Source organism: Anaerobranca gottschalkii DSM 13577, from assembly GCF_900111575.1.
In the GTDB taxonomy this organism is placed as follows: Bacteria; Bacillota; Proteinivoracia; order Proteinivoracales; family Proteinivoracaceae; genus Anaerobranca; species Anaerobranca gottschalkii.
Genome location: NZ_FOIF01000051.1, coordinates 1 through 13,752, shown reverse-complemented (window position 1 = coordinate 13,752; position 13,752 = coordinate 1). Strand labels below are relative to the sequence as shown.

The following is a 13,752-nucleotide window of genomic DNA, read 5'->3' as shown; positions in this document are numbered from 1 at the left end:
TTTGGCGATAATGACTTATTTTTTTGTTGTAGTATTGATTTATTGATTTTAGACCCTTACCATTTAGTATTATAGGTTTTACACCTACATTGTTACCTATGGTTGCAAAGTTATCTAAACCAATATCAATACTAATTATCCTGCCATTATCTTTTCCGGCTTCAGGAATTTCTATTTGATAAACTACTTCAATAACAATATGATTATTTCTTGGTAGTATCCTAACTTGTTGTAGATTATCTACTTTTGTCTTTAATGTTAAACCATTAAACCCTTTAGGAAAAATTATTTTATTATCCTTTAATTTGCAATTTTGACTTGTTAAAATCAACACATTCCTGCCATTTTTAGGTAAGTATTTAGGTAGTTTAGGCCTGCCCGTATATTTTTCTTTATTCTTATTCCAATCTTTAATGGCTTTGAAAAAGGACTTCCAATTTTTATCTAATAATTTTAATGTTTGTTGTGCTGATTGTGCTGTTGGCATATTTCTGTAATCATTATCATTCCTTCTTGTTTTAATAGCTTATCCATTTGTTTGTAAGAGATATATTTCCCTTCTTTACAAAATTTTTGCCTTATTTGATAGTTTGCAAAGTTGTATAGGTTTTTAGATTTAAAACAATATTCGTCTAATATTGGGTAATATGAATTTTTAGGATATATTATATGTTTTTCAACACGGTTAACTTTCATCTTCTCTATTCACCTCCTTTTCTTCAAAACCTACTTCACTCATGACAATTATCTCACAATTATATTTTTTAAACAAATGATGGAATAACTCAAAACCTACTCTTGATAACCTATCTTTATGTGTGATCACAATTCTTTCTACTTTACCTGTAATTATATCATCAAGCATTTTAAAGAAATCTTTTCTTTTTTCAAAGCTAATACCACTTGCTACATCTGAAAATACTCTTGATAAGTTTTTCTTTCTACTCCTTTGTTAAATAATTATATACACTGTCTTTGTCATAATCATATCTACCATTAGGTAGAACACTTACTTTTATCAAACCTTATAATAATCACATCCTTGTAAATCCTTATAAGACAATTATAACATACATTTATTTTCATTTAGTTGCATTTTATTAATTTTATAACTTTTTTGTCATTTCTATCTATTTTAAGCTCCATATAATGATGAAAAGAAGTAGCAAGTCATGCCTTTGTTTGTGTCCATTGTGGCGGAAAATTTTATTTACCTTTTTATCAGGAGGTTTTTAATGTAAATGACTAAAAGTTCTTTTGAAATCATACTAAGGTATATGTTTTTTTGCCACCGGCTACCAGATAGATCTTTTTATTTCAGGGGCAAAAAATTTCCCATGTGTGCTAGATGTACTGGTATTTTAGTAGGTTATTTTTTAGGAGTTATATTATTATTTTTTTATCCTATCAACCTTTATTTTTCTCTTATACTTTTATTGCCACTATCACTAGACGGGGGTATGCAATATTTGGGTTTTTATACCAGTACCAATCCTAGAAGGTTTATAACAGGAATTCTTGCTGGAATAGGTACAATTTTTTTATTAAGAGAAGCATTAGTTTTAGGTAGATATCATGGTGAAATTTTTTGGTCAATATTTAAAAACTGACACCGATATTAAGTGTCAGTTTTTTATTATTTCTATCTGCAATTTTAAAATTTTGAAAGGAATTTTGTTCCAATAGGGCGAATAGATAATATTATAATAAACGGAAATTTTGGGGGTGAATTTATGACATATTGTAAGTATTGTGGTAAAGAAGTAGAAAGTCACGCCTTTGTTTGTGTCCATTGTGGTGGAAAGCTAAAGGAGGAAAAGCCAACAACTGTAGATAATCCTTCTCACCTTGCAGGAATTGTTTCTTGTTGTTTCCCCATAGTAGGGGTGATTCTATATTTCCTTTGGAGAGAAGAAAAACCTGAAAGTGCTAAGCTAGTTTGTCACTGGATGCTGGCTGGATTAGGTATTTGGTTTTTATTTTATTTATATGGCTTTCTATTAACAGCTTTTTCTGTACGTTTATAAGATTTATCCAATCATTCCAAAGGATAAAAAACTGACACCGATAAAAAGTGTCAGTTTTTTAATAGCCACTATATCTTGAAGGTATTAACCCGCTCCATTAGCCCCTTGGCTATTTCCCTCAAGCTTTGGGCTGTATTTGCTACTTCTTCTGAAGATGCAGTTAGTTCCTGAGATGATGCTGCCACTTCCTCGGTAGCTGCAGTAGTTTCCTCAGTTATAGCACTAACTTCCTCAGCCTTTTCTATTACTAGATCTTTAAATTTCATTATTTCATCCATAGCTTGATATGTATTTGTCACCAATGGCTTAATACTATCCACCGATTGTAAAATTTCACCAAAGGAGTTAACGGTTTTATCTACTGAATATACCTGTTCTTCTACCGATTGTTCGACAGTCTTAGATGTGGTTATTACTTCTTCAGTATCTTTAGTAATGGACTCTACTAAATTAATGATTTTTTCAGTAGAAGTTCTCGACTCCTCAGCAAGTTTTCTCACTTCATCAGCTACAACGGCAAAACCTCTTCCCTGTTCCCCTGCCCTAGCAGCTTCTATGGCTGCATTTAATGCTAAAAGGTTTGTTTGTTCTGAAATACTGGAAATTAACTCTGATATTCCACTAATTTCTTGAACAGTATTATTCAACCCTTCTAACTTATCAGCAACCAATTGGAAAGCTTTTTTAACTTCTGTTATGGATTGTACCAAGTTATCCATTTCTTCCCTTCCCATATGGGCTTTATTTTGTGTGTTTTCCGTTTGTTCTTTAACATTTTCTAGTTCTCTGTTAACTTTATCTATAATTACTGTTAGATCTGAAAGGGATGTTACAATCCCTTCTAAATCTTGGGCTTGATTTGCTGATCCTTCTGCCACTTGATTCATAGTAGATGCCAATTCCTGAGAAGATGCCGACATTTGGCTAGATGTAGATGCTAAAGATTCTGAGCTAATATTTAATTGATTAGCTTTCCCTTGAATATCTTCAACAATACTTCTAATGGATTTAACCATTTCAGCAAATCCTTGAGCCATTTCCCCAATTTCATCTTTACGTTTCAATAGTTTTAAATCGGTAGTTACCCTTAAATCTCCAGCAGCCATTTTTTGAATATTATCCCTTAATCTTTCCACTGGTTTAGTTACTCTGAATCTTAGGTATAAATAATAGATGAGGATAGTCCCCCCCATTATTCCTAGAGCAACAAAAACTATCTTTCTAAAAGGTTCTGATACTAATTCAAGGATATAACTTCTTGGATAACCTATAAAAAACATTCCAACTATATTACCGGCAATATCCCTAAGTTCCATATAATGTACATTATAACTTTCACCAAAAATATTAACTGTACCACTATAACTTTCCCCTCTTTTAAGAACCTGCTCCACTACTTCTTCCGAAGCTTTAGTCCCTATCTGTCGTATACCATCATTTCTTATTGTCGTCGCTACACTAGTATCTCTAGCAAAGATAGTTATTTCTCCCCTTGTACTTCTTTTAATTGTATCGACAAGCTCGTAGTTTTCATTAATCAAGGTAGCTCCTTTATATAATCTATCTCCTTCTACTCGCCAATTTCCAGGATATCTTGCATTGATAACCTCTAAAGCCAGCTGAGCATTACTCTGTAATGAAGTAGTTCTTAGTAATCCATATATGGAGTTATAAACCTGAAGAGATATCCCTGCCACAAGTACTATAGACGTAAGTAGATAGATTAAAATTATTCTGTTACTTAGTCCTAATTTAATCCCACTAAATTTAGATATATTTGGTTTAGTCTTTCCCTTAGTTATTATCCTCATTTTATCCCTCCACTACTTGTCCGTTTTTCCTTGATACAAAAAGCTCTATGCAGTGCATAGAGCTAACTAGCTTTGATGCAACTGGCTGCCGTAGTATAAAACCTTAGGCCCTATAGCTTTGCGACCTTGCTTTTCAGCAAGTGTGCCTATTTACTTACATAGCAATAATACCATAATTTTCTTTTATAAAAAAGAGTTATCTAAAATATTTAATCTATTACTTTAGTATTATCCTATTAACATCTGTAAACCAATGAGTAGTAAAAGTATACTTACAAATTTCACAAATTTATCTTTAGGCATTTTTTCGATGACTTTTTTCCCAACCCATGTTCCTGTAATCATAGCAACACCCATGAATAATCCTATTCCTAGGGCATAAATGCCAATTCCTAGGTATCTTTGGTAAACAACTGTTTTGGATACATGCATTGCTACAGCAGTTACCGCTTCACTGGCAATATATGATACAGGGGGAAGGTTAAGGGAAAGGAACAATGCGGCACCAATAGGACCGGCACTACCTACAAGACCAGAGATCAACCCTGTCACCGCTCCACCTATTAGCATAGTTTTACCCGATGGATTAAATTTAAGGATATTAAAAAACTTCAAAACTACAAATAGGATAAGGGCTGCACCAATACCCTTTGAAATTATTTCTTTAGGTATAGTTACAAAGGAAAATGCTCCAAGGATACTCATCGGCACTGCGCCTAAGATAAACAGATAAACTGGTTTCCAGTTAATTTTATTAAAGCCAAAGTAAACCCTAGATAAATTACCTATCAACTGGGCAATTGTTAAAATTGGTACAGCCATTTCTGTACCAATTGTTTTTGTTAGCAATGGTAACAATAGCAGTGCTCCTCCAAAACCAGCAGCCCCTGATATAGCAGCAGCAAAAAAACTTCCTATAAAGAGAAGGCCATAGGTATAAAAATCATCCATAAATACCCATCTCACTTTCGTATAATATTTGATTATACGATTCTACTGATTTTTAACTTCTCTCCAAACTCTGCTATATACATCTAAGAAAGACCCTAAGTCGATAAAGATCTCTGCTTTTTCAGTTACTGTATCATCGGGGTAGAGTATCGGATTATTTTTTGTTTCAGCATCTAATTCTTCCCAAGCACCTTTATGGGGGGTAGAGTATCCTATATATTCAATATTTGCCTTTGCTACATCTGTTCTTAACATATAGTTAATAAATTTCTCAGCATTTTCTTTATTTCTAGCCCCTTTAGGGATTGCCATATTATCGATAAATAGATTACTTCCTTCTTTCGGAACAATATAGTTGAATCTTGAATCTTCAGAGATAACCTGCATTGCCTCTCCAGACCAAGTTACAAAGAAAGTAGCTTGTCCTTCCATAATCATATCTTTACCTTCATCGTTTACGTATACTGGATTAACTTCAGCCCTTTGCTTAATTAACAATTCCTTTGCTTTCTCTAGTTCTCCTTCATTTTTAGAGTTTATAGAGTAGCCAAGGTAATTTAATGCTACTGCTAATGAATCTCTCATGCTATCAATCATAAATACTTCGTTTCTATTTGCAGGATCAAAAACTACACTCCAGCTATCAACAATTCCACTGACCTTCTCGGTATTATACAAAATACCTAAGGTTCCCCAGACATAAGGAACGGAATACTTACCCTCTGGATCAAAGTTCATGTTTTTAAAATTATCCATGATATATTTATAGTTGGGAATATTACTAAAATCTATTTCTTCTAGCATGTTTTCACTGATAAGTTTAGCAACCATATAGTCTGATGGGAAAATTAGGTCATACTTTCCACCAGCTTTTAGTCTGGCATACATAGACTCATTAGTATCATATTCATCGTAAATTACTTTGATTCCATATTCTTTTTCAAAATCTCGGATTAAGTCAAAGTCTATAAAATCTCCCCAGTTAAAAATATATAGAACTTCTTTACTAGAGGAGCCACAGCCTGTTAGTGCTGTAAGGATTAAAAGAATAGAAAGCATACTTAAAATAATTTTTTTCATTTTTAATATCCTCCTTCTTCTTTTTCTTTATCTTTTTGGAAGTTAATCAATATCAATAGCACTAAAACACTACAAAATAAAAGGGTTGATAAGGCATTAATTGTCGGGTTTATTCCCCTCCTTGCCATAGAAAAAATTGTTATGGAAAGATTAGATACCCCTTGTCCTGTAGTAAAAAAACTTATAACAAAATCATCGATAGATAAGGTGAAAGCAATTAACCCTCCACTTACGATACCCGGTGCTATTTGAGGTAGGATTACTTTTCTTATGGCATAAAATGGTTCTGCTCCTAAGTCCATTGCCGCTTCTAAAGTATTTGCAGGAAGTTGTTTTAGTTTCGGCAAAACAGATAAAATGACGTAAGGAATACAAAAGGTTATATGGGCTAATAAAAGGGTAATAAACCCAAGGGGTATATTTAAAAATATAAATAATAACATCAAGGATAAACCTGTTAATATATCGGGGTTTAACACTGGTAAGTAATTCAAATTTAATACTAACTGTCTTTCTAAGAATTTCATTTTGTAGATACCTATAGCTGCAAAGGTCCCAATAATTGTGGAAATTGTAGCAGCAAGTACTGCGATTATTAAGGTATATTTTAAAGATTGTAGTATTTGTTGATTACTAAATAGTTCCCGATACCACCTTAAAGTAAAACCTTCCCAGGAAGTCCTAGACCTAGAATCGTTAAAGGAAAATATTACTAAGACTAAAATGGGAGCATATAGAAAGAGGTACATGAGGAAAACATAGGTATTTTTCAAAAACCTACTTACCATATAGACCCCCCCTCTTCTTTATCTACATTTTTCTGAAGTAAATACATAAACAATAAAATAAATGTCATCATTATAATAGAAACAGCTGAACCAAAGTTCCAGTTGTATTCACCTAAAAATTGCTGTTCTATTAGGTTACCGATCATCTCAACCCTTCCTCCCCCTAACAGCCTAGGGATAACAAAGGTAGTTACAGAGGGCATAAATACCATAGTAATACCTGATATTACTCCAGGGAGGCTTAAGGGGAAAATAACCCTTGTAAAGGTGATGAACTTATTCGCTCCTAAATCCGCCGCAGCTTCTAATACCCTTTTATCCATTTTTACTAAAACTGTATAGATTGGAAGGATCATGAAAGGTAGAAAGTTATAGACCATACCTAAAATAACGGCAGTTTCTGTATATAAAATATTGACAGTAGGGAGACCTAATCTAATTAATATACCGTTTAGTATTCCTTCCCGACTTAAAATTGACATCCACGCATAGGTTCTAATCAAAAAGTTCATCCACATTGGTACAATTAACAGTAAAACTAAGTTATTTCTTGTAACACCTTTCATTTTACTTAATATCATAGCAAGGGGATATCCCAGTACTAGACAGATAACTGTCGTTACTAGGGCTAATCGTAGGGATCTAAGGAGTATGTTAATGAATATCCTTGAATCAGAATATCCTGCTCCTGTAAAAAAAGTTTTAAAGTGCTGTAATGTAAACCTTGTAGTTCCATCCCAATCTTGATAAGTAACACTATAATAAAGGGTTAACAATAGGGGTAGCAGTATGAATACTAACATAAAAAATACATATGGGTAGGCTATCCATTTTTTCATGTTGTTTTCCTCATTATATGGATTGCTTCTGGACCTATATTAATCCCAACTCTATTTCCTACCGGTACCATATCTGTACTATGTATCTTCCAGCTGTATCCATTGCAATCTACTAGCATTTCGTAATGAACACCTTTAAAAATCACTGACTGTACTACCCCTTGGAGCATTCCCTCTCCTTCTTTAACTATTTGTATATCTTCTGGCCTTACCACAACATCTACTGGTTCTTGTTCCTTAAACCCTTTATCTATACATTTAAATCTATAATTACAAAAGGATACATCATAGTCGTTATACATTATTCCATCGATTATATTACTTTCACCGATAAAATCAGCTACAAAAGCATTTTTAGGCTCGTTGTAGATATCAGTTGGTGTACCTATTTGTTGGATTTTTCCTTTGTCCATAACTACAATGGTATCTGACATTGTAAGGGCTTCTTCTTGATCATGGGTTACATAAACAAAGGTTATCCCTAGTTGTTTTTGCATATTTTTAAGTTCTATTTGCATTTCTTTACGAAGCTTTAAATCTAACGCTCCTAATGGTTCGTCTAAAAGTAAAACCTTTGGTTCATTAACTAGGGATCTAGCAATAGCTACTCTCTGCTGTTGACCACCACTTAGTGATTCTACATCCCTTTTTTCGAGGCCTTCTAACCCTACTATAGCTAACATTTGTTTAACTTTTTCCTCTATAGTCTTTTGGGGAAGTTTCTTTATTTTTAGGCCAAAGGCGATATTTTCAAAGACATTCAAGTGGGGAAACAGGGCATATTTTTGGAAAACGGTATTTATTTGCCTTTTATATGGCGGTACATCGTTAATTCTTTCATTTAAGAAATATATATCCCCTTTAGTAGGATTTTCAAATCCCCCAATCATCCTCAATATTGTGGTTTTCCCACAACCACTAGGACCTAGTAAAGTTAAAAACTCATTTTCTTTGATATATAAGTTTAAGTTCTCAATAACGGTATGTTCCCCATAGCTTTTATTAATGTTTACAAGATTAATTAAAGAATCTTTCACAAAATCCGCTCCTTCCCAAATATCCTTAGGTTAGAAAGATGGTGGCGAGCTAATCCACAGCACTTTTGCTTCAGTTTTACCTCCGTTACTTATCTGGTGATTTGTACTACTTTTAAAATAGAAGCATTCTCCTTTTTTACAGCGGTATTTTTTATCTCTATAGCTAATATTAATCACACCAGATAGTACGTAACCAAATTCTTCTCCTTCGTGGGCAGCTTCTTCGTGATATCTACCCCCTGGTTCTAGGGTCAGTAAAATTGGTTCCATGGTATTCTTTTGGGCGTTAGGTATTAGCCATTTGACATTAAAGTTTAGATTATCATTATTTGTTTCAAAAATATCTTCTGGTTTAAAAATAATTTTTTCTTCCGTCTCTTCACTGAAAAAACTTTTTAAATCAGTACCTAAACATTCTAGTATATCCTTCAGTGTAACAATAGAAGGTGATGTTAAGTTCCTTTCTACTTGGGAGATAAAACCCTTAGAAAGCTCACATCTTAGGGCAACTTCCTCTTGGGTCATACCTTTATCTATTCTAATTTGTTTCAGCTTTTTTCCTATATCCATGGTTATCGCCTTCACCCTTTCTCTTAACTACTCCAGGAAAATAACCTATTGCTAAACTGTTAGTTTACTTTTACTAAACAAAGTAATTTAATTATACATTTTTTTCAATTTTTTTCAATAGGAAAAAAGAAAAAAGGTTAGTAAAAATCCTAACCTTTTTCCAAATTAGATATTATATCCTATAATAGCAGCACCTATTGCCCCCATATACTGTGCCATATCAGAAGTATAAATTGTTATCCCTAGTTTTTCCTCTAAATACCTTTTAAGTAACGGATTTTGGGACACTCCCCCAGAGAAGAAAACTTTGTTTTGTACACCTACTTTACTGATTAGGGAATAGGTTTTATTAGCTACTGATTGTAATAATCCAGCGGCTATACTCTCTTTGGATGCCCCTTCTGCTATTAGACTAACAACTTCTGATTCGGCAAAAACAGTGCACATACTGTTTATATTTTGTGGAACAGCACCTTCAGCTACCTGGGATAGCTGACTAATGTCTAAATCAAGGGCGTTGGCCATTACCTGTAAAAAACGGCCTGTTCCAGCAGCACATTTATCATTCATTAAGAAATCGATGACATTCCCTTTATCATCTATTTTTATAACTTTGCTATCCTGACCACCGATATCAATAACAGTTCTAATTTCACTGTCTAAAAAATATGCTCCTACTCCATGGCAAGTTATTTCCGTTACTTTTTTATCTATAAATGATAAGATACCACGGCCATAACCTGTAGCTACTATAGCCTTTACTTGATTTCTGTCAATTCCACCTTCCAATAATAGATCTTTTAATATCTTTTCTCCCGTTTTTTGAGGACTCCATCCAGTAGGAAGGATAACTTTAGCAATTACCTTTTGACCGTCAAATACTACCCCTTTACTGGCTACGGAACCTAAATCTATTCCTATACTGTACATTGAGACACTTCCTTTTATGTCTATTCCTGTTGTTATTGTTTAGAAAATGAATTAATTTTACCTTTTCCCATTATTCAATAGAGATTCTAAGAAAGCTTCTACCCTAACCTTAATTTGCCCTACATCAGAATCGGAATAGTCGGTTTCTATTTGTAAAAAGGGTAAGTTTAGTTCTTCTTTTACAAAATTCTTCACTGTAAAGGATTCAATGTTGTAGGTATGACAAGCTTGCCAGGTTAAATCTACAACTGCATCAACTTTATACTCCTCTGCCAACCTTTTAATTAGGTCTAATCTTCTATTGTTATTACTCATACAAGAACAGGGAGTAGCTAGATATTTTTCTGCTATAGCTAAAATTGGATCTTTTTCTTCATCTACCATAATATCTAAACCTTTATATCCAGTGCAGTTCTCTAAAGCTACTACACTTGCTCCTAAATCTTCTAATATCTTTAATACCTTTTCAGAACCACTACCAATTGGTACTCCAGTCAATAATATTCTAGGTGCATCTACATCAAAGGGGAAGTTCCCTTCTGCCATTTGCTTTTCTATTTCAGTAATTAACTCTTCAATTAACTGAATTCCAGCCTCTTTATCTACATTAAATCCTTTTAACCATTGGGCTAACATCATATCCATACCAGTAAGGGGTGCCGGTTTATGGGCATTTAATTGATGTAGTCTTTTTAAGGCTTTTCTTTCTCGATTAGCAAGTTTGATTGCATCTTTCAGTTTTTCGTCGGTAATTTCTACTCCAAATTGCTCTTCGAGAAATTCCTTAAATTTTATAACTTCTCCTTGCCAATAAGCCAAATTTTCTTCTCCATCTGCCCTTTGAGGAAGATTCATTACATGCATTGGTTTAATTTTAGCCATTAGTTCATACATTTTTTTCTTACCGTCACATGTCGTTTCACCTAATATTACATCAGAAAAGTAAAAATATGGACATTTATCGGTAATAGCAAAGCCATAACTTGATTTTATAAGGGGACATAAGTTTCTCGGCAATTCCTTTTCTGCATCCTCTATTGGTTCTTGTTTTGTTCCACATAGAGTTACAGGAATAGCACCAGCTGCTAATACAATTTCCTGTGGTGAAAAAACGCAGTACATTCCAACAACTTTTTGCCCTGACTCACTGGCTTCTTTAATTTTAACAGCATTTATACCCCTAAGTTCTTCTACTTTTTCCATAAGTTTTGGTCTCATTAAAAATTTTCCTCCTTTTTCATCCCAAAGGGTTTGTGATTTTATTCTCTAAATTATATTCTATTTTAAACGATAATATCCTTTTATGATTATATAAGAGTTGCTTATAATGTAAAGGTAACTAATCTCCCACTAACCCATACTAAAAAAACTCCCACTGGAGTTTTTTTAGTATATTTTCTTTTACCTTATTATAGTAGTTGTTTTTACTATATTTTTAGTTTCATACCTCTTCAAAATCACTACTATAACACCTGCTATTACAGATATTACAGCAGATATTTTATATAAGGCAAAAATAGAAATATGCTCTAGCAAAATACCTCCCCCTATATTTCCAATAAAAGCCCCAAGTCCAATCATTGCAGAGAAAAAGGTGATAGCAGATGTTTTAACCTCAGCCTTAGTTATATTATTTATATATTGCAAAGCCCCTAGTAAGTAGAAAGCAAAGGTAACACTTTGCATCATTTGCACCACTATCACTAACATATATGAGCTTATTAGGGAGTTGATAAACATTCTTAAACCAAATAAAAATACACCTATCTTATATAAATTTAACTCTCCAAACTTTTTAACAATATTATCTCCATAAAATAAAGTAGGGAGTTCACTCATAGCCATGGCAAAAAAGATAATCCCAAGGATTGAAACATCTCCACCTGTGTTTTGTATAAGAATATAAATATAAGTTGAGTGTATACCCATAGCTATATTAAAAATTGCCACAGAGATCATAAACAATATAAATCTCTTATCTTTAATTAGTTCAATAAAATCTTGAACACTTGCTTTTCTAATCCTTACTGTTGGTTTAAAGTTTATTGAGTAAACAAAATAAAGTCCGGTAAGCATCAATATTGAATATATGATATATGAACTGTAGATTCCATATTGCTTTATTACATATCCTACAGCCAAAGCTGTAACAGCAAAACCTATTGAGCCCATCATTCTTATTCGACCGTATTGGATTTGATTATGGGTGCTAATAATCTCATAGGTGTATGCATCAATTATAGGAATAATCGAACTTTGGAAAAAAATAACTACAATGATACTCAATAGGATGTAGAAAAAGCTTGTAGCAAAAATTAAACTATAAACTGTAAGTGAACATATTAATAATAGAATTAGTAAAGTAAGCCTTTTATTAAGATATTTATCTGTAAAAAATCCCCATAAAGGCTGAGATATTAGTGCTACCATTGAGTTTACCGCTAATGCTATCCCTATCTGGGTATAACTTAGTCCCCTTTGCTGCAGGTATGGAGTCAGATATGGTAAGAATGCCGCAATTCCTCCATAAATGGTAATATAGATTAAACTGAGTTTAAATGCCATGTTAATCATGATTTAATCAATCCCCTTCTAGCTTCTCCTTATTTACTTTATAAGCTTGCCATTGATATATTATGAATTTACTATATTTCTACTATTTTAGGAAGGCCAAATATTTTTTGCTGAGATATATTTCTTATTTTAATTGGAATTTCGTAATTAAATCTACCTCTGATGTGCATCCCCCCATCAACTAAATCAGCCCATACTTTTTTAGATGCATAAACATTTATTAATATTGCTGCTTCAAGCCTTTCTCTCTTTCTTTTGTCATTAATCTCAGTAACAAATATTCTGTAGGATGACAACTCTTTTTCAATAAGCTTTAAAAATGTATCCTTGAATTCAAGAAATTGACTCTGATGTGCTTTTCCATATTCCCAACCATGCCATATTTCTTTTCTAATCCCCATCTTAGCATATTCAACATCAAGTATGGTATAATTTCCTTTCTTAAATTCCCGTTCATGTTCTAGAAACCGCCTTTTCATAGAGTTTGTTACGCCAACGGAACGTAAAATATAACCATCTTTATATTCAAATGTAATAAGGTAAACCCCAGCTATATTAGGAACAGGTTTCAATCTATTAGTTTGCTCATACCCAGTCCACGAAAATGGCCCTTGCCATACAAAATTCTCCGTTTTAATCAAAGAGGCATCTTTAGCCCTATTAAAACTCCAAAATTGTGGCAATGTTTTTTCCATTTATTTCTTCCCCCTCTGATTTCTTTAAAGATTCTCTGTTTTATATCTTAAAAATACCACTTTTATACATATATGGCAAATCTTTTATTACTAAATAATCCTAAAATAAAAATCATGGTTTTGCCATGATTTCAGACTGAAGATAAACTATAGACAAAGTCACCATCAGCTGTGGTAATTAAACAAAGATACGATTAAGTCGAGGAGATAGATTTAAGAGCTGATTAGATAAAAGGAAGAAGGGGAAAAATCCTTCTTCCTTTTAGATAGAAGCCTTAAATCTCGACGCAAAACTTTGTTAGAATGTTTAATTACCACAGCCTTTAAAAAATGACTTTTTCTACAAACTGAAATCATGGCTTTCGCCATGATTTTTGTTCTACTCCCTCTACTCAACTGTAACGGACTTAGCTAAGTTCCTTGGTTTATCTACATCACAACCCCTTGCTA

Annotated in this window: 15 protein-coding genes, 2 pseudogenes and 1 riboswitch; of the genes and pseudogenes, 2 read left to right on the top strand and 15 right to left on the bottom strand. The window is 33.0% G+C overall.

Going from position 1 to position 13,752, the window contains the following annotated elements:
- The 4 genes and pseudogenes from BMX60_RS09860 to BMX60_RS12480 form a co-directional block, all read right to left on the bottom strand.
- Window positions 1-487: transposase (locus tag BMX60_RS09860; RefSeq protein WP_143055923.1), on the bottom strand; the 487-nt coding region annotated here is incomplete at its 3' end.
- Complete coding sequence (locus BMX60_RS09855) at window positions 454-696, bottom strand: hypothetical protein (RefSeq protein WP_091351303.1); 243 nt, start codon at window positions 694-696, stop codon at window positions 454-456. The genes BMX60_RS09860 and BMX60_RS09855, both read right to left, overlap by 34 nt.
- A gap of 19 nt (window positions 697-715) precedes the next feature.
- Window positions 716-922: pseudogene (locus BMX60_RS12485) on the bottom strand (recombinase family protein); the annotation flags it as partial.
- 5 nt (window positions 923-927) lie between these two features.
- Window positions 928-1,025: pseudogene (locus tag BMX60_RS12480) on the bottom strand (IS607 family transposase); the annotation flags it as partial.
- A 216-nt stretch (window positions 1,026-1,241) separates the two neighbouring features.
- Here BMX60_RS12480 and BMX60_RS09845 point away from each other — a divergent pair.
- Together BMX60_RS09845 and BMX60_RS09840 are read left to right on the top strand one after the other, a co-directional pair.
- Window positions 1,242-1,610 carry a DUF2085 domain-containing protein gene (locus BMX60_RS09845; protein ID WP_341423331.1) on the top strand — a complete coding sequence of 123 codons (369 nt, stop codon included), beginning with the start codon at window positions 1,242-1,244 and terminating at the stop codon, window positions 1,608-1,610.
- 123 nt (window positions 1,611-1,733) lie between these two features.
- Complete coding sequence (locus BMX60_RS09840; protein ID WP_091351302.1) at window positions 1,734-2,027, top strand: zinc ribbon domain-containing protein; 294 nt, start codon at window positions 1,734-1,736, stop codon at window positions 2,025-2,027.
- A 68-nt stretch (window positions 2,028-2,095) separates the two neighbouring features.
- Here BMX60_RS09840 and BMX60_RS09835 read toward each other — a convergent pair whose 3' ends face one another.
- The 11 genes from BMX60_RS09835 to BMX60_RS09785 form a co-directional block, all read right to left on the bottom strand.
- The gene (locus BMX60_RS09835) at window positions 2,096-3,838 is read right to left on the bottom strand and encodes a methyl-accepting chemotaxis protein (RefSeq protein WP_091351301.1); all 1,743 of its coding nucleotides are present in this window, start codon (window positions 3,836-3,838) and stop codon (window positions 2,096-2,098) included.
- Window positions 3,839-3,911: 73 nt separating this feature from the next.
- Window positions 3,912-3,995: riboswitch (cyclic di-GMP riboswitch) on the bottom strand.
- A 71-nt stretch (window positions 3,996-4,066) separates the two neighbouring features.
- Window positions 4,067-4,789 (bottom strand): sulfite exporter TauE/SafE family protein, encoded by a 723-nt coding sequence (locus BMX60_RS09830; RefSeq protein WP_091351300.1) that lies wholly within the window; start codon window positions 4,787-4,789, stop codon window positions 4,067-4,069.
- A 42-nt stretch (window positions 4,790-4,831) separates the two neighbouring features.
- The gene (locus tag BMX60_RS09825; RefSeq protein WP_091351299.1) at window positions 4,832-5,869 is read right to left on the bottom strand and encodes an ABC transporter substrate-binding protein; all 1,038 of its coding nucleotides are present in this window, start codon (window positions 5,867-5,869) and stop codon (window positions 4,832-4,834) included.
- A 2-nt stretch (window positions 5,870-5,871) separates the two neighbouring features.
- Window positions 5,872-6,657, bottom strand: a complete 786-nt coding sequence (locus BMX60_RS09820; RefSeq protein ID WP_091351298.1) for an ABC transporter permease — start codon at window positions 6,655-6,657, stop codon at window positions 5,872-5,874.
- Window positions 6,651-7,496, bottom strand: a complete 846-nt coding sequence (locus BMX60_RS09815; protein ID WP_091351297.1) for an ABC transporter permease — start codon at window positions 7,494-7,496, stop codon at window positions 6,651-6,653. Before BMX60_RS09815 ends, BMX60_RS09820 begins: the two co-directional genes overlap by 7 nt.
- On the bottom strand, window positions 7,493-8,533 hold the full coding sequence (gene potA, locus BMX60_RS09810; protein ID WP_091351296.1) for a spermidine/putrescine ABC transporter ATP-binding protein: 1,041 nt from the start codon (window positions 8,531-8,533) through the stop codon (window positions 7,493-7,495). Before potA ends, BMX60_RS09815 begins: the two co-directional genes overlap by 4 nt.
- Window positions 8,534-8,563: 30 nt before the next feature.
- Window positions 8,564-9,103 (bottom strand): helix-turn-helix domain-containing protein, encoded by a 540-nt coding sequence (locus tag BMX60_RS09805; RefSeq protein ID WP_091351295.1) that lies wholly within the window; start codon window positions 9,101-9,103, stop codon window positions 8,564-8,566.
- A gap of 165 nt (window positions 9,104-9,268) precedes the next feature.
- Window positions 9,269-10,033, bottom strand: a complete 765-nt coding sequence (locus BMX60_RS09800; RefSeq protein WP_091351294.1) for an acyl-CoA dehydratase activase — start codon at window positions 10,031-10,033, stop codon at window positions 9,269-9,271.
- A 57-nt stretch (window positions 10,034-10,090) separates the two neighbouring features.
- Window positions 10,091-11,251: a double-cubane-cluster-containing anaerobic reductase gene (locus BMX60_RS09795; RefSeq protein ID WP_091351293.1), complete on the bottom strand. Its 1,161-nt coding sequence runs from the start codon at window positions 11,249-11,251 to the stop codon at window positions 10,091-10,093.
- Between the two features lie 183 nt (window positions 11,252-11,434).
- Complete coding sequence (locus BMX60_RS09790) at window positions 11,435-12,607, bottom strand: MFS transporter (protein WP_091351292.1); 1,173 nt, start codon at window positions 12,605-12,607, stop codon at window positions 11,435-11,437.
- A 71-nt stretch (window positions 12,608-12,678) separates the two neighbouring features.
- On the bottom strand, window positions 12,679-13,302 hold the full coding sequence (locus tag BMX60_RS09785) for a hypothetical protein (RefSeq protein WP_091351291.1): 624 nt from the start codon (window positions 13,300-13,302) through the stop codon (window positions 12,679-12,681).
- Window positions 13,303-13,752: the final 450 nt, after the last annotated feature.

Bases quoted from the DNA above. Each gene is read 5' to 3' on its own strand.
- BMX60_RS09805 (WP_091351295.1), bottom strand. From the start codon at position 9,103: ATGGATATAGGAAAAAAGCTGAAACAAATTAGAATAGATAAAGGTATG.
- BMX60_RS09795 (WP_091351293.1), bottom strand. From the start codon at position 11,251: ATGAGACCAAAACTTATGGAAAAAGTAGAAGAACTTAGGGGTATAAAT.
- BMX60_RS09845 (WP_341423331.1), top strand. From the start codon at position 1,242: ATGACTAAAAGTTCTTTTGAAATCATACTAAGGTATATGTTTTTTTGC.
- BMX60_RS09790 (WP_091351292.1), bottom strand. From the start codon at position 12,607: ATGATTAACATGGCATTTAAACTCAGTTTAATCTATATTACCATTTAT.
- BMX60_RS09840 (WP_091351302.1), top strand. From the start codon at position 1,734: ATGACATATTGTAAGTATTGTGGTAAAGAAGTAGAAAGTCACGCCTTT.
- BMX60_RS09800 (WP_091351294.1), bottom strand. From the start codon at position 10,033: ATGTACAGTATAGGAATAGATTTAGGTTCCGTAGCCAGTAAAGGGGTA.
- BMX60_RS09825 (WP_091351299.1), bottom strand. From the start codon at position 5,869: ATGAAAAAAATTATTTTAAGTATGCTTTCTATTCTTTTAATCCTTACA.
- BMX60_RS09830 (WP_091351300.1), bottom strand. From the start codon at position 4,789: ATGGATGATTTTTATACCTATGGCCTTCTCTTTATAGGAAGTTTTTTT.
- BMX60_RS09855 (WP_091351303.1), bottom strand. From the start codon at position 696: ATGAAAGTTAACCGTGTTGAAAAACATATAATATATCCTAAAAATTCA.
- BMX60_RS09835 (WP_091351301.1), bottom strand. From the start codon at position 3,838: ATGAGGATAATAACTAAGGGAAAGACTAAACCAAATATATCTAAATTT.
- BMX60_RS09785 (WP_091351291.1), bottom strand. From the start codon at position 13,302: ATGGAAAAAACATTGCCACAATTTTGGAGTTTTAATAGGGCTAAAGAT.
- BMX60_RS09820 (WP_091351298.1), bottom strand. From the start codon at position 6,657: ATGGTAAGTAGGTTTTTGAAAAATACCTATGTTTTCCTCATGTACCTC.
- BMX60_RS09815 (WP_091351297.1), bottom strand. From the start codon at position 7,496: ATGAAAAAATGGATAGCCTACCCATATGTATTTTTTATGTTAGTATTC.